This is a genomic window from Haloplanus sp. HW8-1 (assembly GCF_023703795.1).
GTDB classification, from domain to species: domain Archaea; phylum Halobacteriota; class Halobacteria; order Halobacteriales; family Haloferacaceae; genus Haloplanus; species Haloplanus pelagicus.
This window is the reverse complement of record NZ_CP098518.1, coordinates 596,917-614,950: the sequence shown is the minus strand read 5'-3', so window position 1 is coordinate 614,950 and position 18,034 is coordinate 596,917. Positions and strand designations below refer to the sequence as shown.

Annotated in this window: 20 protein-coding genes; 11 read left to right on the top strand and 9 right to left on the bottom strand. The window is 69.4% G+C overall.

The window, feature by feature from the left end:
* Positions 1 to 16 precede the first annotated feature (16 nt).
* Entirely contained in the window at positions 17 to 1,237 is a 1,221-nt protein-coding gene (locus NBT82_RS03210; protein WP_251330148.1) for a methionine adenosyltransferase, read from the bottom strand.
* Between the two features lie 59 nt (positions 1,238 to 1,296).
* Entirely contained in the window at positions 1,297 to 1,839 is a 543-nt protein-coding gene (gene cyaB / locus NBT82_RS03205) for a class IV adenylate cyclase (RefSeq protein WP_251330147.1), read from the bottom strand.
* A gap of 115 nt (positions 1,840 to 1,954) precedes the next feature.
* Between cyaB and NBT82_RS03200 the strand changes: the two genes are divergently transcribed.
* Positions 1,955 to 2,956 (top strand): FKBP-type peptidyl-prolyl cis-trans isomerase, encoded by a 1,002-nt coding sequence (locus NBT82_RS03200; RefSeq protein ID WP_251330146.1) that lies wholly within the window; start codon positions 1,955 to 1,957, stop codon positions 2,954 to 2,956.
* 31 nt (positions 2,957 to 2,987) lie between these two features.
* Complete coding sequence (locus NBT82_RS03195) at positions 2,988 to 3,236, top strand: DUF8049 family protein (protein WP_251330145.1); 249 nt, start codon at positions 2,988 to 2,990, stop codon at positions 3,234 to 3,236.
* Here NBT82_RS03195 and NBT82_RS03190 read toward each other — a convergent pair.
* Genes NBT82_RS03190 through NBT82_RS03180 form a run of 3 tightly spaced genes read right to left on the bottom strand, consistent with a single transcriptional unit; the run spans position 3,233 to position 4,912 of the window.
* On the bottom strand, positions 3,233 to 3,856 hold the full coding sequence (locus NBT82_RS03190) for an RAD55 family ATPase (RefSeq protein WP_251330144.1): 624 nt from the start codon (positions 3,854 to 3,856) through the stop codon (positions 3,233 to 3,235). The two genes, NBT82_RS03195 and NBT82_RS03190, sit on opposite strands and share 4 nt — an antisense overlap.
* Positions 3,857 to 3,865: 9 nt before the next feature.
* Entirely contained in the window at positions 3,866 to 4,507 is a 642-nt protein-coding gene (locus NBT82_RS03185; RefSeq protein WP_251330143.1) for a MinD/ParA family ATP-binding protein, read from the bottom strand.
* A 30-nt stretch (positions 4,508 to 4,537) separates the two neighbouring features.
* Entirely contained in the window at positions 4,538 to 4,912 is a 375-nt protein-coding gene (locus NBT82_RS03180) for a YlbF/YmcA family competence regulator (protein WP_251330142.1), read from the bottom strand.
* An 82-nt stretch (positions 4,913 to 4,994) separates the two neighbouring features.
* On the opposite strand from NBT82_RS03180, the gene NBT82_RS03175 reads away from it, so the two are divergent.
* On the top strand, positions 4,995 to 7,028 hold the full coding sequence (locus NBT82_RS03175) for a hydantoinase/oxoprolinase family protein (RefSeq protein WP_251330141.1): 2,034 nt from the start codon (positions 4,995 to 4,997) through the stop codon (positions 7,026 to 7,028).
* 62 nt (positions 7,029 to 7,090) lie between these two features.
* Positions 7,091 to 8,740: a hydantoinase B/oxoprolinase family protein gene (locus tag NBT82_RS03170; protein ID WP_251331337.1), complete on the top strand. Its 1,650-nt coding sequence runs from the start codon at positions 7,091 to 7,093 to the stop codon at positions 8,738 to 8,740.
* On the opposite strand, the gene NBT82_RS03165 is transcribed toward NBT82_RS03170, so the two are convergent.
* Positions 8,734 to 9,399, bottom strand: a complete 666-nt coding sequence (locus NBT82_RS03165) for an RAD55 family ATPase (protein WP_251330140.1) — start codon at positions 9,397 to 9,399, stop codon at positions 8,734 to 8,736. The genes NBT82_RS03170 and NBT82_RS03165 overlap by 7 nt on opposite strands.
* On the bottom strand, positions 9,392 to 9,994 hold the full coding sequence (locus NBT82_RS03160) for a response regulator transcription factor (RefSeq protein ID WP_251330139.1): 603 nt from the start codon (positions 9,992 to 9,994) through the stop codon (positions 9,392 to 9,394). Before NBT82_RS03160 ends, NBT82_RS03165 begins: the two co-directional genes overlap by 8 nt.
* A 101-nt stretch (positions 9,995 to 10,095) precedes the next feature.
* Here NBT82_RS03160 and NBT82_RS03155 point away from each other — a divergent pair, with 101 nt between their 5' ends.
* Positions 10,096 to 10,905 (top strand): BtpA/SgcQ family protein, encoded by an 810-nt coding sequence (locus tag NBT82_RS03155; RefSeq protein WP_251331336.1) that lies wholly within the window; start codon positions 10,096 to 10,098, stop codon positions 10,903 to 10,905.
* A 14-nt stretch (positions 10,906 to 10,919) separates the two neighbouring features.
* Here NBT82_RS03155 and NBT82_RS03150 read toward each other — a convergent pair whose 3' ends face one another.
* Positions 10,920 to 12,065: an NAD(P)/FAD-dependent oxidoreductase gene (locus NBT82_RS03150; protein ID WP_251330138.1), complete on the bottom strand. Its 1,146-nt coding sequence runs from the start codon at positions 12,063 to 12,065 to the stop codon at positions 10,920 to 10,922.
* 128 nt (positions 12,066 to 12,193) lie between these two features.
* On the opposite strand from NBT82_RS03150, the gene NBT82_RS03145 reads away from it, so the two are divergent.
* Positions 12,194 to 12,724, top strand: a complete 531-nt coding sequence (locus NBT82_RS03145) for a hypothetical protein (RefSeq protein WP_251330137.1) — start codon at positions 12,194 to 12,196, stop codon at positions 12,722 to 12,724.
* On the opposite strand, the gene mvaD is transcribed toward NBT82_RS03145, so the two are convergent.
* On the bottom strand, positions 12,721 to 13,689 hold the full coding sequence (gene mvaD, locus NBT82_RS03140; RefSeq protein WP_251330136.1) for a phosphomevalonate decarboxylase MvaD: 969 nt from the start codon (positions 13,687 to 13,689) through the stop codon (positions 12,721 to 12,723). The genes NBT82_RS03145 and mvaD overlap by 4 nt on opposite strands.
* 97 nt (positions 13,690 to 13,786) lie before the next feature.
* Between mvaD and NBT82_RS03135 the strand changes: the two genes are divergently transcribed.
* The 5 genes from NBT82_RS03135 to NBT82_RS03115 all read left to right on the top strand — a co-directional run bounded on the left by NBT82_RS03135 (position 13,787) and on the right by NBT82_RS03115 (position 17,981).
* Positions 13,787 to 14,674, top strand: coding sequence for a hypothetical protein (locus NBT82_RS03135; RefSeq protein WP_251330135.1), 888 nt, complete (start codon positions 13,787 to 13,789; stop codon positions 14,672 to 14,674).
* A 51-nt stretch (positions 14,675 to 14,725) separates the two neighbouring features.
* A complete protein-coding gene (locus tag NBT82_RS03130; protein ID WP_251330134.1) occupies positions 14,726 to 15,352 on the top strand; it encodes a DUF655 domain-containing protein in 627 nt (208 codons plus the stop codon).
* Positions 15,353 to 15,413: 61 nt separating this feature from the next.
* The gene (locus NBT82_RS03125; protein WP_251330133.1) at positions 15,414 to 16,262 is read left to right on the top strand and encodes a 16S ribosomal RNA methyltransferase A; all 849 of its coding nucleotides are present in this window, start codon (positions 15,414 to 15,416) and stop codon (positions 16,260 to 16,262) included.
* Positions 16,255 to 17,373, top strand: coding sequence for a mechanosensitive ion channel family protein (locus NBT82_RS03120; RefSeq protein WP_251330132.1), 1,119 nt, complete (start codon positions 16,255 to 16,257; stop codon positions 17,371 to 17,373). The genes NBT82_RS03125 and NBT82_RS03120 overlap by 8 nt, the downstream gene beginning before the upstream one ends.
* Entirely contained in the window at positions 17,370 to 17,981 is a 612-nt protein-coding gene (locus NBT82_RS03115; RefSeq protein ID WP_251330131.1) for a HemK2/MTQ2 family protein methyltransferase, read from the top strand. Before NBT82_RS03120 ends, NBT82_RS03115 begins: the two co-directional genes overlap by 4 nt.
* Positions 17,982 to 18,034: the final 53 nt, after the last annotated feature.

Below are 18,034 nucleotides of genomic sequence, written 5' to 3'. Positions count from 1 at the left end.
GTGGGGGAGTCGCGGGTCAGAAGGTCCGGAGGTCGCCCTCGATGACCGACCGCGTCACGTCGGTCACGTTGGCGAGTTCGCGGTCGACGATGGCCTCGATGTCGGCCTCGATGTCCGCGAGGGCGACGCCGTCTTCGGTGGCCACGAAGGTGTCGGCGACGTGGGGGCGGTCGATGGGGCGGCCGATCTGACTGAGCAGACGCACCCGGAGGTCGCGGATGCCGTCCACCTCGTCGACGACCGTCTCGGCGATGCGCGTGCTGAGGAGGTTGTAGATCTTGCCGATGTGGTTGACGGGGTTCTTGCCGCTCGTGGCCTCCATGCTCATCGGGCGGTTGGGCGTGATGAGTCCGTTGGCGCGGTTGCCGCGGCCGACGGAGCCGTCGTCGCCCTGTTCGGCGCTGGTACCCGTCGTCGTCAGGTAGATGGCTCCCTCGTCGTAGTCGTCGGCGGTGTTGACCTCGACGGCGACGGAGCGGTCGGTGTAGGATTCGGCGAGGTCGGTTACGGCCTCGCGAACCTTCGCCACGGCGTCGCGGTAGGCCGCCATGTCGGGGATGTGGCGGTCGATCATCGCCGCGGCGACCGTGAGATCGATGTGATCGCCTTCGCGTTTCCCCATGATCTTCACGTCGGGACCGAGTTCGGGGTTCTCCGCCGCGTACGGGCCGTTGAGATACTCCTCGGCGTCGAGGACGATCCGTTCGGTCTCGGTGAGTGGAGCGTGGCCGACGCCGAAACTCGTGTCGTTGGCCATCGGGACGGCCGCGCCGTCCTCGCCGAAGACCGTCTGGAGGTCGCCGCTGCCCTCGCCCAAGCGCACGTCGACGACCACGTCGGTGCCGAACTCCAGTTCGGGGACGACCTCGTTCAAGTAGTCACGAGCGGCAGCGAGCGCCGTCGAGTCGACGGGGAGGGTGTGCTCGGTGCCGTCCTCGGTCTCGTACTGTCGGGTCGCCCGTCCCACGAGGAGAACGTAGATCGGCTCGACGACCTCGCCACCGCCGAAGGCGGGGGCGGCGTTGCCCGCCGCCAGTTGCGTCTCGTCGGTGTTGTAGTGCAGCACCTCACCCACGCGGTCGAGATAGAGGTTCGAGAGCGCCCGCGAGACGCTCTCGGCGATCCCGTCACAGAGGGAGTCGGGGTGGCCGATCCCCTTCCGCTCGACGATCTCCACCTCCTGGTCCTCGACCGCGCGCCGGTCGACGGACTCGATTCGAATGTTCCGGTCGCTCATCGGCGGACCTTGTCGCCACCGGGTGCTATAACTTGCGGAAACCTTTCGCCGCCATAGTATTACTCAGAAGAATCCACCAGGAGTCCGAGGTACGACGTGCGGAGTTGGTCGTCGGGGTCGAGACCGAGGTCACGGAGGCGGGCGACGGCCGCCTCGCGGGTCGCCTCCCGGTCGTCTTCGGACGCTTCGCGCTCGATTTCGACGAACTCGCCGAGGTCGTCGACGCTGTCCAGCGTGACGGTGAAGCCGTCGAGGGCGTATCGCTCCCGCTCCTTCTCGACCACGGCGGCCGGCGAAAAGCCGAGGGCGTCGAGAATCGAGTCCATGTGGTCGGCGTCGGCGACCCCCGTCTCGACTTCGCGGCGGGTCTTCGAGGCCGACTCGACCAGCGGGCCCTTGTAGGTGACGACCGTCTCCGAAGTCCCGTCAGCCGCCTCGCGGCGGATGCGGAGCGCCTCGTCCGTCTCGGCGAAGTCGCGGTGGGGGGCGTCGTAGTAGGTGTCGACCTGTCGGACGGCCCCGACGCGTTCGGCGCCGAGCGTCTTCAGCCGCTCGCGAACCGCCTCGTGGGAGGCCCGAACTTTCAACTCGACTTCGTACATATCCCACCCGTCGCAGCCGCCCCCGAAAAACCCCGGCCTCGGCGGACGTCGACGGGACGTTCGCCGCCGAGCGGGAAACGTGATTCTTAAGGGTCGCACGGGAGTTGTGGGTTGTATGAGTGACGAACAGGCCGAATCGACCGACGAGCCGGTCGACGCCGACGCGGCCGATGACCCCGACGCGGAGACAACAACCGACCCCGAGCCCGAGGAGGCGTCCGGCCTGCAGGACGGTGACTTCCTGCGACTCGACTACACCGTGCGGACGACCGACGACGACCAGGTCGTCGACACGACCAGCCAAGATGTCGCCGAGGAAGCCGGCATCGACGAGGAAGATCACGAGTTCGAACCCCGAACCATCGTCATCGGCGGCGGCCACGTCTTCCAGGCCGTCGACGACGACCTGATCGGCAAGGAGGTCGGCGACGAGAACACCGTCCACGTCGACGCCGCCGAGGCGTTCGGCGAGTTCGATCCCGACGAGGTGCGCACCGTCAGCACCGAGAAGATCGACGAGGACGACCGCTACCCCGGCGCTCACGTCACCGTCGACGGCCAGCAAGGCCACATCGAGACGATCATCGGCGGCCGCGCCCGCGTCGACTTCAACCACCCGCTGGCCGGCGAGGATCTGGAGTACGAATACGAGATCCTCGACGTCGTCGACGACCCCGAGCAGCAGGCGCAGGGCCTGCTCGGCATGTACCTCGATCGCGCCCCCGAGGTCTGGATCCAGACCGACGAGGTCGAAGAGGAGACACAGGTCGAAGTCGAGACCGAGGACGACGAGGAGTCAGAATACGAGACCGAGGTACAGACGGTCGAGAAGGAGACGCTGTACATCGAGGCTACCCCCCAGATGACGATGAACCAGCAGTGGCTCTTCCAGAAACAACAGATCGCTCAGCAGATCATGGACCGACTCGGCCTCGACCGCGTCATCGTCCAGGAGACCATCGACGGCACGGGCGGCATGATGGGCGGTATGGGTGGCATGATGGGCGGCATGGGTGGTGCCGGCGGTGCCGACGTCGAGGAGGCACTGGAGGACGTCGACGTCGACGCCGACGAGATCGTCGAGGAACTCGAAGACGACGTCGACCTCGACGAGTAACCGATCGGACTACTACCGAGGTATCGAGTCGATGGACGCACCCGAGGAAGTCGCAACCGACCTCCGTGTCGCCGCGGTGGCGGCGGCCTGTACCGTGCTCTTGCCGATCGTCCTCCGGTTCGGACTCGGCGCGACCGTGAGTCCGGTGCCGTTGCTCTCACCCGTAGCGGTCTACTTCGGGTACGTCTTCCTCGGACGGGGAGAGACGTTCGGGCAGCCCCGACCCTGGATCGCGTTGATCCTCGTCGTCACCGTCGCGACGGCGCTGTTCGTCCGTTAGGCGATGTCGCGGCTGGTGTCGATGGTGACGCCGTCGGTGAGCTTCAGTTTTATCGTCTCCTCGAGGGCGCTCCCGCCGCGGAACTTCGGAATGGCGAGTCGGTTGACGATCTGTGATCCGCTGGTGTCGGTGCGGAGGTCGAACACCACGTCGGCCATGTGTTCGGTGAGCGCCCGGTTCGGGGTGTCGTCGCCGTGCATCGCGTGCAACACCGCGATGGATCCCGTGTTGACCATGTGGGTCTGGAGTTCGTTGAGGAATCGGCGGTAGCGCGTCGGGTCGGCGTCCTCCAACGGGTCGACCACGTCGATGAGGAGGTTCGCGTTCTCGGGGAGGTCCTTCACCAGTCGGGTGGCGTTGTCGATGGGCGGGTAGTCACCCGCGTCCCGCACGGACAGGCGGTCGATACTCCCGCGGTACCGCTCGATGGCGTCACGGACCGCTTGCTCCGAGCGGATGGTGGTCACGTAGAGCGTCCCACGGGCGGCCGCAATCTCGTACAACAGGGACTCCGACTGGCTGGCCGGGTCGGCGGTCAACAGGAGAATGCTCCCCGGGGGGATCCCCCCGTCGAGTTGCCTGTCGAGGACGGAGATTCCCGTCGGCAGACGCCGGGCCATCGGTCCGACTCACGTGTGGGACGCTAATAGGTCTTCTCCCAGCCGCGTGGCGAGACGCCGGTAGGCGGTCCGAACGCCCGTGTCGTCGAGCACCGGTGGATCGGCACGGGGAACCGACGCGACGACCGGACAGTCGAGCAGGTCGGTCACGCCGTCGGGTGCCGAGCGGGTGCGGGTCAACACGACGCCACGGACGGGCGCATCGAGGGTGCGGGCCATCGCGGCCGTCTTGGCCGCATCGCGGAGCGCCGGTGCACAGGGCGTCGCGACGAGGAGCGTCGCGTCGGCGGCCCGGAGCGGCGCGGCGGCGTCCGGACCGGCGCCGCCGGGACAGTCCACCAGCGCCGGCCGGGGCGCAGCGGACAGCCTGTCCAGCGTACGGGCGAGCGCACCCGGTTCGGCGTCGCCCACGTGTGGCGCGGGGAGGACGGCCACCCCCGGCTCGTCGGGTGGCGTCCGTGCGACGCTTCCGATCCCCCGGTCGTCGACGGCGGCGAGCGTCGGGTCGCGGTCGACGCCCGCGAGGGCGTGTAGGTTCGGCATGTCCGGATCCGCATCGGCCGCGACCACCGGGGGATCGAGCGCAGCGGCCAGTCCGAGCGCCGTCGTCGTCTTTCCGACTCCACCCTTGCCTCCGGCGATGGCGAGCATAGGGTGGGTGGCTCGCCTCCGGATATGAACCTAGTCGTGACAGCAGCCGCCGGCCTCGCCGCCAAAGTCGACGGCCAGCGGGTCGGAGATGGCGCGGTTGATCGCCTCCAGTTGGCTCTGGAGTGCCTCCTGGGCGTTCAGGTACTCCTCCATCACATCCATCGAGTGGAGTTCGTTCTGGGCCTGTTGGAGCTTCGCGACGTGGTCCTGTGTCGCCTCACCCGTCTCGCGGGCCGCGACGAACTCGTCGCGAAGCCGTTCCACTTCGGCGATTTTCTCCTGTGCCGCGTCGTCGTTCTCGACCGCCGTCTTCGCCGCTTCGAACCGCTCGTACGCCGGCGTGTCGGCGATCTCCTCGCCGAGTTCCCGACCGAGCGCTTCGAGTTGAGAGACCGTCGTGCTCATACCTCCCCTTACCGTCCCGGTCGCTTCAATTTGCCGTCTCCCGGCAACCGGGATTTATCAGCCCGACCACCGTGACCCCGGTATGGGAACCGACGTACGCGTCGGGGTCGACGTCGGCGGCACGTTCACCGACGTGGTCGTCGCCGACGCCGACGAGCTGAAGATGCTGAAGGTGCCGTCGACGCCGGACGCGCCGGATCGTGGCGTCCTCGACGGGTTGGAGGCCGCGGGCGAGGACGCGGACCTCGACCCCACCGCAGTCGACTTCTTCGCCCACGGGACGACCGTCGCCACGAACGCACTCCTCGAACGCGAGTGGGCCGAGACGGCGCTGGTGACGACCGAGGGGTTCCGTGACGCGGTCGAGATCGGTCGACAGACGCGGCCGGATCTCTACGACCTGCGCGCGGAGAAGCCCTCGCCGGTCGTCGAGCGCGACCGGCGCTTCGAGGTGCCGGAGCGCCTCGACCGCCGGGGCGACGTGATCGACCCGCTCGACGAGGACGCCGCCCGCGAGGTGGCCCGGGCCGTCGACGACGCGGACGTGGAGAGCGTGGCCGTCGCCTTCCTCTTTGCCTTCGAGGACGACCGTCACGAGCGCCGGATGGCGGAGCTGCTGCGGGAGGTGGGCGTCGACTGCGAACTGTCGCTGTCGAGCGACGTGTTGCCCGAGATCCGGGAGTACGAGCGCACGCTGGCGACGACGATCAACGCCGCGCTCAAACCCGTCATGAACCGATATCTCGGGCGGCTCGAGACGGGGGTCGCCGAGGCGGGCGTCCCCGCCGCGATGCGAGTGATGCAGTCCAACGGTGGCGTCGCGTCGGCGAGTGCCGCCCGGGAGCGACCGGTGAACACGCTCCTGTCGGGGCCGGCGGCGGGCGTCCGCGGCGCCGCCCACGTCGCCGCCGCGGCCGGCGTCGACGACGTCCTCACGATGGACATGGGCGGCACCTCCTGTGACGTGTCGCTGGTCCGTGACGGCGACCCCGTCGTCTCGACGGAGGGGCAGGTGGGCGACTACCCCGTCACCGTCCCGATGGTCGACGTCCACACCATCGGCGCGGGCGGCGGGTCCATCGCGTGGGTCGACGAGGGCGGCAGCCTCCGTGTCGGCCCGCGGTCGGCCGGCGCCGACCCCGGCCCCGTCTGTTACGGCCGCGGGGGAACCGAGCCGACGGTCACCGACGCCCACCTGTTGCTCGGACGGATCGACCCCGACGCCTTCTTCGAGAAGAGCGCCGACGAGGCGACCGTCCGCGAGGCGGTGCGGGAGCGACTGGCCGAGCCGCTCGATCTGACCGTCACCGAGGCCGCCCAAGGTATCCTCGACGTTGCGAACGCGAACATGGAGCGTGCCCTCCGGGTGGTCTCCGTCGAGCGCGGCCACGACCCTCGCGACTTCTCGCTGGTCGCCTACGGGGGCGCCGGGCCGCTCCACGCCGCGGAACTCGCCGCCGAACTCGACGTGCCGCGGGTCGTGGTCCCCCGGTCGGCCGGCGTCCTCTCCGCGCTCGGTCTCCTCATCAGCGACGAGGTGTACGAGGACGGCGTCTCCGCGGTCCGACCCTGGAGCGAGGTAGGACCCGACGACCTGACCGAGCGCTTCGAGTCGCTGGCCGCGGATCGCCGGGAACGACTCGCCGACGAGGGGTATCCGCCCGAGCGCCGGCGCTTCGAGCGGGCGGTCGACCTGCGGTACCGCGGACAGTCCTTCGACCTCAGAGTCCCGCTGCCCGACGGACCGCTCGACGACGACGCGTTGCGGGCCGCCGCCGCCCGCTTCCACGAGCGCCACGAGCGTCGATACGGCCACGCCTCGCCGGACGAACCGGTCGAACTCGTCACGATCCGCCTTCGATCACGGGGTGTCGTCGACCCGCCCGAACTGACGATAGAGAGGGATGGGACGACCGAGCCGGCGCCACGGACGACGCGGACGACGTCCTTCGACGGCGACCGTCACGAGTCGCCGGTCTACGACCGCTCGACGCTCGGTCCGGGCGCCGACGTCGACGGTCCGGCGGTGATCGAGGGAATCGAGAGCACGGCCGTCGTCCCGCCGGGGGCGCAGGCGACCGTCGACGACTTGGGCAACGTGGTGATCGAGCCGTGAGCGGCGTCGATCCGGTCACGCTGGAGGTCCTCCGCAACGCCTGTGTCGCCGTCGCCGAGGAGATGAACGCGACGCTCGTCCGCACGAGTTACTCGCCGAACATCAAGGACCGCCGGGACTGCTCGTGTGCGCTGTTCGACCTGGTCGGGGAGGGAGCGGACGCCACCGCCGAGATGATAAGTCAGGCCGAGAACATCCCGGTGCACCTCGGCGCGATGCCCTACTCCGTGGCGGCGGCCATCGAGGCGTTCCCGCCGTCGGAACTGGCGGACGGCGACGCCATCCTCCTGAACGATCCGTTCCACGGCGGCGCTCACCTGCCCGACATGACGCTCGTGACGCCCGTCTTCGTCGACGACGAACTGGTAGCCGTCGCGGCCAACCGCGCTCATCACGCCGACGTCGGCGGCGGGCGCGCGGGGAGCGTCGCGGCCGACGCCACCGAGATCTATCAGGAGGGGCTGCGCGTCCCGCCGGTGAAACTGTACGACGGGGGCGACCCCGTCGAGGACGTCTTCGACCTCCTGTTGACGAACGTACGGACGCCCGACGAGCGCCGCGGCGACTTCCGCGCTCAGCGGGCGGCCAACCGGACGGCCGTCGAGCGGGTGCGTGACCTCGCCGAGCGCCACGGCCTCGACACCCTCCGCGCGGCGACGACTGAGATCAAAGCCTACGCTGAGCGTCGGATGCGCGCGGAGATCGAGTCGCTCCCGGACGGGACCGTCCGGTTCGAGGACGTCCTCGACGACGACGGGCAGGGCCACGAGGATCTCCGGATCGCCGTCGCGGTGACGGTCGACGACGACGAACTCGACGTCGATTTCGCGGGAACGAGCGAGCAGGTCCCGGGCGCGATCAACGCCCCCCTCGCGGTGACGGCGTCGGCGACGTACTACGCGGTGCGGTGTGTGACCGACCCCGACGTGCCGCCGAACGCGGGCACCTACCGACCCGTCGAGATTCGTGCCCCCGAGGGGACGGTCGTCAACGCGCGACCTCCTGCAGCCGTCGTCGGCGGCAACCTCGAGGTCTCCCAGCGCGTGACCGACGCCCTGCTCGGCGCGTTCGGCTCCGAGGCCCCGGAGCGCTCCGTCGCCGCCGCCCAGGGGACGATGAACAGCGTCACCTTCGGCGGTACGGATCGGACGGGCGAACCCTTCGCCTTCTACGAGACGATCGGCGGCGGCTACGGCGGACGGGCCGGGGCGGACGGCATGGACGGCGTCCACGCCCACATGAGCAACACGCTCAACACGCCGGCGGAGGTGCTGGAGACGGTCTATCCGCTTCGTGTGCGCCGTTACGAGTTCCGTCCTGACTCCGGGGGCGCCGGCGCGTTCCGCGGGGGGCTCGGCCTCCGACGTGACATCGAGGTGTTGACCGACGGCGTGGCGTTCAGCCTACTCGCGGATCGGCGCCGACACCGTCCGTACGGCATCGCTGGCGGCGCCTCCGGGGCGGTAGGGGAGGACCACTTGGATCGGGACGGGTGGGCGCCGATCCCCGGCAAGTCGACCCAGGACCTCGACGCCGGGGACGTGGTGAGCGTCCGGACGCCGGGTGGGGGCGGCTACGGCGACCCGGCGGACCGCGACCCCGAGGCCGTGGCCCGCGACCTGCGTCTCGGGAAGCTCTCGGTCGCGCGGGCCCGCGAGGTGTACGGGGTGGACCCCGACACGAACGACGGCGCTCCCGACGCGGATCAGTAGGGAAACTCCGTCCACTTGGGTGCGACGTCCGACAGGCCGCGAACGCGGACCTCGCGCTGGCCGTCCTCCTCACGGAGTTCGACCGCGGCGTCGAAGATGGAGGTGACGACGTTGACGAAGCGATCCTCGTGGGTCGTCGGATCGATGCTGTAGACGCCCAGATAGCCGGCCGCACTCGTCCGTCGCGAGAGGACGTGGAGAAAGGAGAAGGCGCGTTCGGCGTCGACGTACTGGAGGAGCGTCGAGATGGAGACGAAGCCCAGTCGGAGGCGCTCCGGGGTCGCCATCTCGTCGACGGCGTTGGTGAACGCGACGCCCATGCCCGTGAGGTCGGCGGGGGAGCCGACGCGGTGGACGATGGGATCGTCCTCGCCCGGCGCCCCCGAGGCGTCGACGACGCGGAACGTCGAGGGATCGACGCGGACGCCACGGTCCTCGAACTGTGTCCGGATCCGCGGCGCGGGATCGTCGGTCGTCATCGCGACGATGGGATCGATCGTCTCCGGGTCCGGAGCGAGGATATCGAACACCAACTGTCGCTTCCCCGACATCGCCGGGCCGGAGATCAACAGGTTGAGTCCCGGATCGAGGGCGTCGACCCCGACCGGGAGGACTCCCGCCAGCGAGTAGTCGTCGGACCGGGCGTCGCCTTCAGCCATCGGGGTCCTCCTCGGCGGGCGTCGACTCGTCGATGGCTCGGAGCGTGGCGACGAATCGCGCGTCGTCGGTGTAGCCCTCTGCCTCGGATTCGAGCGTGTTCTCGAGCGACGCGATCCGGGTCTCCAGGTCGGCGAACGCCTCGTTTCGGTCGAGTTCGTACGTCGTCTTGCCGTCGCGGAGCGCCTCCCGCTTCGCGAGGAGGGAGTGATACTCCCGGACGTTCTCGGCGTGGCGACTCAGTCCGACCAGGTCGTCGACGGTCGAGCGGAGTTCGTCGTAGCTCGTGGGTTTGGTGAGGTAGTCGTCGAACCCCATATCGAGGATGTCGAAATCGGGGTCGACGGCCGTCACCATCGCGACGCGAACCCCCGGATCGCGGTCGCGGATGCGGTCGAGCACCTCGCCGCCGGAGACGCCGGGCATCAAGCGATCCAGGAGTACCACGTCGACCGACTCGTCCAGTTGCTCCAGTGCCCCCTCGCCGTCGTACGCCTCGCGGATGTCGTACGTTTCCTCGAGATACCGGCGGTACGTGCGGACGACATCCTTGTCGTCGTCGACGATGAGCACCGTGCTCCCCTCGGTCGTTGTCATGCTGGCTGTCTACCCCTAGTCCCGACCCGACGACAATTAAACCCCCCGTCATGGCCGGCGGGGCGGAGGATTTTGAGGCCCGGGCCACCCACGTCGACGGGATGACCGATCTCCCACGGATCGTCGGCATGGTTCACCTGCCGCCGCTGCCTGGCGCCCCGGGATTCGACGGCGACCGCGAGGCGATCCGTCGGCGGGTGCGCACCGACGCGACCCGTCTCGCCGACGGTGGCGTCGACGGCGTGATCGTCGAGAACTTCGGCGACGCTCCCTTCCACCCCGACGACGTCCCTCGCCACGTCGTCGCCTCGATGACGCGTCTGACGACGCTCGTTCGACGGACGGTGGACTGCCCGGTCGGCGTGAACGTCCTCCGGAACGACGCGACGGCGGCGGTGGCGGTCGCGGCCGCGGCCGGCGCCGACGTCGTCCGCGTCAACGTCCACACGGGTGCTCGCGTCACCGACCAGGGGGTGATCGAGGGGCGTGCCCACGAGACGCTGCGTCTGCGCGACCGCCTCAACGCCGACGTGTCGATCCTGGCGGACACGGGCGTCAAGCACTCGGCGTCGCTCGGGGACGGCATGGAGCGAGGAACTGCGGATCGCCGGCCGTCGGGCGACGACGTCGACGACCTCGTCGAGCGTGGACGTGCGGACGGCGTGATCGTCAGCGGCCCCCGGACCGGCGAAGCGGCGGCCCGTGATCGCCTCGAGTCCGTGGCCGATCGGTGTGCCGACCACGACGTCCCGCTGTTCGTCGGCAGTGGCGTCACGCCCGATACCGTCGCCGACCTCCTCGAGGTCGCCGACGGGGTGATCGTCGGCACGGCGCTGAAACGCGGCGGCGAGACGACGGCGCCGGTCGAGACCGAACGGGTGAGAGCGCTCGTCGACGCGGCGGAGGAGTAGTCCGCGAACGGGAGTCACCGGCCGCCGTGGCCGAGTTCCTCCCGCGCGAGTTCGGCCGCCTGCGTGATAGCGCCGACCGAGGAGAGGTGGCCGGCGCCGACGGTGGCCTTCATCGCCCGCGCTGGACTCCCACGGAGCACCTTCGGCCCGACCTTGGCGACGGCGTCCTCACCGACCGAGACGATCCAACCGGGCACGTCGAAGCGAAACGACTCCAGCCGCGGGTCGAAGCCAGCGTCGCCGCCGTCGTGGCCGCGGTCGGCCCGGACGAGGCGGTCGAGGTTGGTCGCGACGGTTCGCGCCTCGCGGATGGCGGCTGCCGCGCTGGCGGGGACGGCTTCGCCGTCGGCGTCGACCACCTTCGCGGCGTCGCCGATGGCGAAGGTGTGGGCGTCGAGTCGGAGGTCGCCACGCACCACGGGCCGGTCGCCCGCGAGCGCCGTCGATCCGCGGATGCCGCCGGTCCAGACGAACGTGTGGTAGGGGATCGTCCGACCGTCGACCGCCACCGCGTCGGGCGTGGCACCGGTCACTTGCGCGCCGGTGTGGACCGTCACGCCGGCGTCGTCGAGGGCGTCGCGGACGGCCGACTGGAAGGCGTCGGGGAAGGCCGGGGCGACCGACTCCAGCCGTTCGAGGACGGTTACCTCGACGTCGGCGTCGCGGTCCGCGGCGAGTGCCGCGAGTTCGCCCGCGACTTGTACGCCCGAGAGGCCGGCGCCGCCGACGACCGCTCGCCCGCCGGCGTCACAGGTATCGAGGAAGTCCTCGCGGAGTCGACGGGCGTGGTCCAGACGCTTGAGCGGGAGGCCGTACTCGCGGACGCCGGACAGGTCGTAGAACGCCGTCTCGGCGCCGAGACAGATCGCCGCGTAGTCGTACTCGAGGGTGTCGTCGTCGAGGTGGATCCGACGGGACTCGCGGTCGAGACGTTCGACCCGCGACGTGTGGATCGTCGCCCGAGAGAGGACGTCCGCGAGTGGGACGGTGATCGCGTCGGCTACCGCGGGGCGACGGACCACCCGGTGGAGTTCATGCTGGACGAGATGAGTGTCCGACTCGTCGACGACGACGAGGTCGACCCCGTCGGGGAGGCGGGATTCGAGGCGGCGGGCGAGAGTCAAGCCGGCGTACCCGGCACCGAGGACGACGACGCGCATGGTCGAGGGTTGGCCCGCACGGCAAAGAAGGGTCGCCCCACGATGGCGGCAGGGTCTCGGGTCACCGTCCCCCGTCGTTCGGACGCCGGCCTCCGGATATAAGTGCGAGCGCCCCGACGCCCGAACGGATGGGTGTCGAAGGGTTCGTCTGCTGGACGGCACGATCGATCGAGGATCGAACGGAGTTGCGGCGCGTCCTGAACGCACAGCTGTCCGCCGGGACGCAGGCGTTGCGGGAGACACGGGAGGCGGGGTTGCTCGACGGAACGACGTTGACGGCGACGGGGCTGGTCGCGGCCAACGACTTCGCGGAGCAGGGCGGGGTGCCGATGTCGGGGCCCGGGGCGGCCATCGCGGACTTCGTGGCGCTGCTCGACGGACTGGAGGCGGCCGCGGCGGCGGGACGGGCGTTCACCGCCGATGCCGTGCCCGAAGGGTTCGCCCGCGTCACCCCGACGGTCGACCGCTTCGATCGGGCGTATCACACGGTCAACGTGGCCCGCGAATACTCCGCGGACGCCACGGTGGAACTCAACTACCGCTCGCGGGACCCGAGCCAGCCCGGCGAGTCGAAACCCAACCGATCGAGCGCGATCCTGTGGTTGCGCGGCGACGTGCCGCGCACGTACGAACACCGCGCCGAGTGGGACGAGAATTAAAAGAGCGCCTCGGACGCGGGACGGATCTCCGCGGGCCCGCCGACCTCCCAGACAGCCGTCTCGACGCCGCAGTCTGCGACGGCCGACTCCACGCGGTCGACGTGATCGGCGGTCGTGTTGACGTAGACGCTCGCGCCCGTATCCGTCGAGAAGTAGACGGGGACGCCCTCCGTGCGGAGCGCGCGGACGGCGTTGAAGACGGCGATGGTTCGGGGTTGCCAGTAGACCCACCCCGCGGGACCGGTCATGGTCGTCGCCGCGAGCGAGAGGGAGTCGTGTTCCGCGAGTTCGAACGTTCGCTCGAAGTCGGCCGACCGGAGCGCGTCGCGCATCTCCGCGATCTGGCCGTGGATGTGGGCCATCCGCGCCTGGAACATGTGGCTGTCGGCGGCCTCCGCGTGGGCCTGTTCGGTCTCCTTGTAGGACGGCACCAGCGCGGCGACGATCCGCAGGTCGTTTTCGAGGTCGGTCTCGATGCGTTCGGACCTGCAGTCGTCGTCGTTGAGACCTGCGTAGAGATGCGAGAACGCGCCGGTGACGGCGCGTGCCGCCGAGGACGATCCCCGGCGGGCGACGGTCGAGACCTCCGGACGGCTGAGGTCGAGATCGGCGGCGGCACAGAGCGCCATCGCAGCGGCGGCAAAGCCCGACGAGGAGGAGCCGAAGCCGACGTTCGACTGGAAGGAGTTCTCGCTCTCCAGACGGACGGGGGCGTCGATACCCGCACGTTTGCGGACCTCGTCGACGACGGCGTCGATGCGTTCGGCGCCGCGTCCCTCGATGGGATCGCCGTCGACGACGTACACGTCCTCGTCGGTCGCGCCGAACTCGGCGGTCGTGGTCGTCCGACTCGGCGCCGTACAGACGCTGATGCTGTCGTGATACGGGAGCCGCAGTTCCGGGTCGCGCATCCCGTGGTACTTCACGAGCCCCTGAATGGGGTGGGCCGTGGCGGTCGCCTTCATGCTCGAACGGGCGTCGGACGGCGGGATAAACGTCCCGGAACGGGCGGCTCGCCGGTGTCCGGGGCAGGTATAATAGCCGCCGGGCCGAAGGCGGGGTATGTCGCGGCTCTCCCGGCGGCGACTCCTCGAAACGGCGGGCGTCGCGAGCGTACTCGCGCTCGCGGGCTGTTCCAGCGACGCGGACACCGACGGGACGCCGACGCGGACCGGAACGGCCACGGCCACGCCCAGTCCCCGGCCGACGCCGACGGCGACCCCGCGGCCCGCGCCACGCGAGACGGTGGGGTTCGCGGCCATGCTCTCGCGGACGCCGACCCACCCCGAGATGCCCGACGAGTCCTACCTGTGGGCGCGCTATCTGGACGCGGCGGGACTGCTCGCGGACGTGGACGACGACACGGTCGGCCAGCGACTCCGCCAGGGGTGGCTCGGCTCGGGACCGCCGAAGTACGCCGACTCGGACGCGTTCGAACTCGTCCACGTCCAGCCGGGCGGCCGCTCGAACGTGACGTTCGGTCGGGGGGCGTACGTGGCGGACGCGGCCGTCGAGGGGATGGTCGCCGACGGCTGGACGCGGCTGGAAGAGGGAACCGCAGGCGACGTTCGCCTCGAGTACGGCGGCTACACGGCAGCGGTCGGCGAGCGCCACTGGATCGTCGTGAGCGCGGCCGACGCGGACCTGCTCGGGTCGCTCGTGGCCGCCGTCGAGGACGACCCGCTCGTCGACCACCTCGACGACGTCGACGCGGCGGCGCTGTCGCGGGCGACCGACGAGAACGGCAGCTACCAGGTGATCCAGCGGTCGGTGCCCGGCGACTACGCGGCGGGGATCGCCGTCGACTACGCGCCGTATCGGTATCCGATCGGGGTGTTACACTACGCGACCGGGCGGGCGTCGCCGTCGTGGGAGCGGGTCGAACGTCGCTTCGAGGCGCAGGTCGCGGGCGAACTCCGAGCGACCGATTTCGGCGACGACTTCGGGTGATCGCCGCGGTCGGCCGACCGTTTAAATATCCGGTCGCCGTACGGTGTCACCATGACGACCTCCGAGAGCGGAGAGGCCGGCGCCGACGACGACGGCGGCGAAACCGCGGAGGAGGCGGAGCGGACCTACGCGGTGGTCCTCGATCACCTGCCCCACGGCCGGCCGAGCGACGATCGCCCCCAGTACAAGAAGTCGCCGCTGGCGTACGCCCTCGAGGAGTCGAGGTTCCGGCTCCTCGAACTCACGCTCGGCGAGGACGCCGACGTGAGCATCGGCGACCGCATCGTGATCGAACCCGCCGACGAGCGGTCGGCGGTCGAACGGATCCGCGAGGTGGAGTTCGACGACCTGTCGAACGCGGCCCACTCGGAACTGGAGTACGTCGTCGAGGAGATCGTCGACCGCCACGAACGGCGGTTCGTCGACTTCTACAACGATGCTCAGCCGATCACACTTCGATTACACCAGCTCAACCTCCTGCCGGGAATCGGGAAGAAACTCCGTAACGACGTCCTCGACGAGCGCAAACGCGCACCGTTCGAGCGTTTCGACGACTTGGAGGAGCGAATCACCGGGCTCCACGATCCGAAGGGTGTGCTCGTCGACCGCATCCTCGAGGAACTCCGCGACGAGGACCTCAAGTATCGGACGTTCGTGGGGGGGGAGCAAACGGACTGACGGCGGTGCCCCCGGTCGACGAAACGGGAAATTTACCCCGGTCGACGCGTTATCGAGGACGATGACAGGGACGCGTTCGCCGGATCGACTGCTCGAGCGGGCCGGGGTGAGCGGCAACCCCGACCGCGACCAGCACTTCCTCGTCGACGAACGCGTCCTCGATCGGGTGCCGACGTATCTCCCCGAGGACGCCGACCGAAGTCACGTCCTCGAGATCGGCGGTGGAACCGGCGCGCTCACCGACCGCCTGCTGGCGACGAGCGATCGGGTGACCGTGATCGAGCGCGATCCGGAGCTCGTGGCGTTTCTCGAGACGGAGTTCGACGACGAGATCGACGCAGGGCAACTGACCGTGATCCACGGCGACGCCCTCGAGGTCGACCTCCCCGAGGCGACCGCGAGCGTCTCGAACCTGCCGTACGGCGTCTCCAGCGAGATCACGTTTCGCCTCTTGCCGCTCGGGATACCGACGGTTCTCACCTTCCAGCGGGAGTTCGCCGAGCGGATGGCCGCAAAGCCGGGGACCGGCGACTACGGCCGCCTGTCGGTGAGCGCAGGACACTACGCCGACGTGGAGATCGTCGAGCCGGTCCCGCCGACGGCGTTCTCGCCCCCGCCGGCAGTCGAGAGCGCGATCGTGCGGACGACACCGCGGACCCCCGAGTACGAGGTCGACGACGAGACCTTCTTCTTGCGGTTCGTGAAGGCGCTGTTCACCCAGCGACGGAAGACGCTGCGAAACGCCGTCCGCAATACCGCCCACATCTCGAAGCTAGCCGATCCGGATGCGGTCGTCGCGGCGGCCGAGGAGTCGCTCATGTCGAAACGGGCGGGCGAGGTGACCCCGACCGAGTTCGCTGCCCTCGCCGCCCTCGCCGCCGACGTGAGAGCGGGTGACGGCGATGGTTGAGCCGGCGATCGTGGGCGAATCGAAGCTACTCTCTCAACTGCTCGTCACGGTACTGGTGGTCGCGGCCGTCCTCGCTATGCGGTACGGCATCAACCGATGGCGGCGCCGTGAGGATCTCGATCACGGACGGCGCGTCGAACTCGTCTTGTCGATGTTGCTGGCGCTCGTCACCGCCGGCGGCATCGTGATTCTCGTCGACCTGTGGGAGCTGTTCGGCCCGTTGGCACGGTCATACCGTAACCTCGGTCTTCAGGATCTCGCCGGCCGGATACTGCTCTCGGTGGTGGTGCTGGCGACGACCTACGCGCTGACCGACCTCGTAGGTCGGATCATCGGCGAGTTCACGGGCACGCGGTCAAGCATCAGCGAACACCAACGCGAGATCATCTATCGGCTCACCCAAGTATCGCTTTACACGCTCGCGGCGCTCGTCGTCGTCGGCCTGTTCACCCGAAACCTCGGCAGCCTCCTCGTCGGTGCCGGGTTTCTCGGTATCGTGGTCGGGATGGCCGCACGACAGACCCTCGGGGCGATGCTGGCAGGGTTCGTACTCATGTTCTCCCGACCGTTCGAGATCGGCGACTGGGTGGAGATCGGCGACAGCGAGGGGATCGTCACCGAAATCACCGTCTTCACCACCCGCATCCAGACCTTCGACGGCGAGTACGTGATGCTCCCGAACGACGAGGTGAGCGGACAGCCGATCATCAACCGGACGCGCAAGGGTCGCCTCCGCATCGAGGTGGAGGTCGGCGTCGACTACGATCACGACCCGGAGTACGCGGCCGAAGTCGCGCGCGAGACCGTCAAAGAGTTAGACCGGATCCTCGACGTCCCGACGCCGCAGGTGGTCGGCAAGCGCTTCGGCGATTCGTCCATCGTCCTCGGGGTCCGGGTGTGGATCGACAATCCCAGCGCACGGCGGATGTGGCGCGCACGAACGGCGGTCATCGAGTCCGTCACCGACGCCTACGCCGCGGAGGGGATCAAGATCCCGTTCCCACAGCGCGAACTCATGGGCAGGGCCGAGGAGGGGGGCCTCGCCCTCGCCGAGAGACGGGAGACGGCACCGGCGCCGGACGGCGGGCCGGAGGACGGGGCGAACGGATGACCGCGGACGACGCCGAGGGCGGGGACGACGACACTCTCGCCGACCTCGCGGCCCGTCGCGGGGCGGAACGGGCGGTGTACCAGCCAGCCGAGGACTCACGGTTGCTCGCCGATGCAGCCGTCGGCCACGTCCGCGGACGAACGCTCGAAGTGGGGACCGGATCTGGGTGGGTCGCCGAACGCATCGCGGCCGAGACAGACGCCGAGGTGGTCGCCAGCGACCCCAATCCCGACGCCTGCCGGCAGGCCCGTGAACGGGGGATTCCGGCGGTCCGTGCGGACCTGGTCGGTCCCTTCCGGACGGGAAGCTTCGACGCCGTTGCCTTCAACCCGCCGTATCTCCCCACCGACCCCGACAACGAGTGGGACGACTGGATGGAGCGGGCGCTCTCCGGCGGAGAGTCGGGACGCGCGGTCATCGACCCGTTTCTCGACACTGTCGGCCGTGTCCTCCGACCCGACGGGTTCGTGTTGCTGTTGGTCAGCAGCCTCACCGGGTTCGAGTCGGTCGTCGCCCGCGCGGAGGCAAACGGGTTCGAGCCGACGAGAGTCCGTCAGGAGTCGTATCCGTTCGAGACGCTGACTGTCCTTCGTCTCGATCGAGAATAACCGATAGGAATATTTTGGTTTAGCAAATATTAAGCAACGGAATCACGTAGCCG

Bases quoted from the DNA above. Each gene is read 5' to 3' on its own strand.
- NBT82_RS03210 (WP_251330148.1), bottom strand. From the start codon at position 1,237: ATGAGCGACCGGAACATTCGAATCGAGTCCGTCGACCGGCGCGCGGTC.
- cyaB (WP_251330147.1), bottom strand. From the start codon at position 1,839: ATGTACGAAGTCGAGTTGAAAGTTCGGGCCTCCCACGAGGCGGTTCGC.
- NBT82_RS03200 (WP_251330146.1), top strand. From the start codon at position 1,955: ATGAGTGACGAACAGGCCGAATCGACCGACGAGCCGGTCGACGCCGAC.
- NBT82_RS03195 (WP_251330145.1), top strand. From the start codon at position 2,988: ATGGACGCACCCGAGGAAGTCGCAACCGACCTCCGTGTCGCCGCGGTG.
- NBT82_RS03190 (WP_251330144.1), bottom strand. From the start codon at position 3,856: ATGGCCCGGCGTCTGCCGACGGGAATCTCCGTCCTCGACAGGCAACTC.
- NBT82_RS03185 (WP_251330143.1), bottom strand. From the start codon at position 4,507: ATGCTCGCCATCGCCGGAGGCAAGGGTGGAGTCGGAAAGACGACGACG.
- NBT82_RS03180 (WP_251330142.1), bottom strand. From the start codon at position 4,912: ATGAGCACGACGGTCTCTCAACTCGAAGCGCTCGGTCGGGAACTCGGC.
- NBT82_RS03175 (WP_251330141.1), top strand. From the start codon at position 4,995: ATGGGAACCGACGTACGCGTCGGGGTCGACGTCGGCGGCACGTTCACC.
- NBT82_RS03170 (WP_251331337.1), top strand. From the start codon at position 7,091: ATGAACGCGACGCTCGTCCGCACGAGTTACTCGCCGAACATCAAGGAC.
- NBT82_RS03165 (WP_251330140.1), bottom strand. From the start codon at position 9,399: ATGGCTGAAGGCGACGCCCGGTCCGACGACTACTCGCTGGCGGGAGTC.
- NBT82_RS03160 (WP_251330139.1), bottom strand. From the start codon at position 9,994: ATGACAACGACCGAGGGGAGCACGGTGCTCATCGTCGACGACGACAAG.
- NBT82_RS03155 (WP_251331336.1), top strand. From the start codon at position 10,096: ATGACCGATCTCCCACGGATCGTCGGCATGGTTCACCTGCCGCCGCTG.
- NBT82_RS03150 (WP_251330138.1), bottom strand. From the start codon at position 12,065: ATGCGCGTCGTCGTCCTCGGTGCCGGGTACGCCGGCTTGACTCTCGCC.
- NBT82_RS03145 (WP_251330137.1), top strand. From the start codon at position 12,194: ATGGGTGTCGAAGGGTTCGTCTGCTGGACGGCACGATCGATCGAGGAT.
- mvaD (WP_251330136.1), bottom strand. From the start codon at position 13,689: ATGAAGGCGACCGCCACGGCCCACCCCATTCAGGGGCTCGTGAAGTAC.
- NBT82_RS03135 (WP_251330135.1), top strand. From the start codon at position 13,787: ATGTCGCGGCTCTCCCGGCGGCGACTCCTCGAAACGGCGGGCGTCGCG.
- NBT82_RS03130 (WP_251330134.1), top strand. From the start codon at position 14,726: ATGACGACCTCCGAGAGCGGAGAGGCCGGCGCCGACGACGACGGCGGC.
- NBT82_RS03125 (WP_251330133.1), top strand. From the start codon at position 15,414: ATGACAGGGACGCGTTCGCCGGATCGACTGCTCGAGCGGGCCGGGGTG.
- NBT82_RS03120 (WP_251330132.1), top strand. From the start codon at position 16,255: ATGGTTGAGCCGGCGATCGTGGGCGAATCGAAGCTACTCTCTCAACTG.
- NBT82_RS03115 (WP_251330131.1), top strand. From the start codon at position 17,370: ATGACCGCGGACGACGCCGAGGGCGGGGACGACGACACTCTCGCCGAC.